The 1,202-nt window shown below is 62.6% G+C and carries 1 protein-coding gene; it reads left to right on the top strand.

Annotated features, from left to right (window positions below; translation table 11 throughout):
* The first annotated feature begins 5 nt into the window (after positions 1-5).
* Positions 6-1,199, top strand: coding sequence for an elongation factor Tu (gene tuf, locus RT97_RS22895; protein WP_012745744.1), 1,194 nt, complete (start codon positions 6-8; stop codon positions 1,197-1,199).
* The last annotated feature ends 3 nt before the right edge of the window (positions 1,200-1,202 follow it).

The following is a 1,202-nucleotide window of genomic DNA, read 5'->3' as shown; positions in this document are numbered from 1 at the left end:
GAAAAATGGCAAAAGGTAAATTCACCCGCACCAAGCCGCACGTGAACGTGGGCACGATCGGTCACGTTGACCACGGCAAGACGACGCTGACGGCTGCGATCGCAACCGTTCTGTCGGCCAAGTTCGGCGGCGAAGCCAAGGCTTACGACCAGATCGATGCGGCGCCCGAAGAAAAGGCCCGCGGCATTACGATCAACACTGCACACGTCGAGTACGAAACGGCCAACCGCCACTACGCTCACGTGGACTGCCCCGGCCACGCCGACTATGTGAAGAACATGATCACCGGCGCCGCCCAGATGGACGGCGCCATCCTGGTGTGCTCGGCCGCCGACGGCCCGATGCCCCAGACGCGTGAACACATCCTGCTGGCTCGCCAGGTGGGTGTGGGCTACATCATCGTTTTCCTGAACAAGTGCGACATGGTCGACGACGCCGAGCTGCTCGAGCTGGTCGAAATGGAAGTGCGCGAGCTCCTGGACAAGTACGAATTCCCTGGCGACGACACCCCGATCATTCACGGCTCGGCCAAGCTCGCCCTGGAAGGCGACAAGGGCAAGCTGGGTGAAGAAGCCATCATGAAGCTGGCCGAAGCGCTGGACACGTACATCCCGACGCCTGAGCGCGCCGTGGACGGCACGTTCCTGATGCCCGTGGAAGACGTGTTCTCGATCTCGGGTCGCGGCACCGTGGTGACCGGCGCCGTCGAGCGTGGCGTGATCAAGGTCGGCGAGGAAATCGAGATCGTTGGCATCCGCCCGACCGTCAAGACCACCTGCACCGGCGTGGAAATGTTCCGCAAGCTGCTCGATCAAGGTCAAGCTGGCGACAACGTCGGCGTGCTGCTGCGCGGCACCAAGCGCGAAGAAGTCGAGCGCGGCCAAGTGCTGTGCAAGCCCGGCTCGATCAAGCCGCACACGCACTTCACCGCCGAGGTGTACGTGCTGTCCAAGGACGAAGGTGGCCGTCACACGCCGTTCTTCAACAACTACCGTCCGCAGTTCTACTTCCGCACGACGGACGTGACCGGCGCGATCGAGCTGCCCAAGGACAAGGAAATGGTCATGCCTGGCGACAACGTCAGCATCACCGTCAAGCTGATCAACCCGATCGCGATGGAAGAAGGCCTGCGCTTCGCCATCCGTGAAGGCGGCCGCACCGTGGGTTCGGGCGTCGTGGCAAAGATCCTCGACATCTAAGCC

The organism is Variovorax paradoxus, from assembly GCF_000834655.1.
Lineage (GTDB): Bacteria > Pseudomonadota > Gammaproteobacteria > Burkholderiales > Burkholderiaceae_C > Variovorax > Variovorax paradoxus_F.
This window is presented reverse-complemented; position numbering and strand designations above follow the sequence as displayed.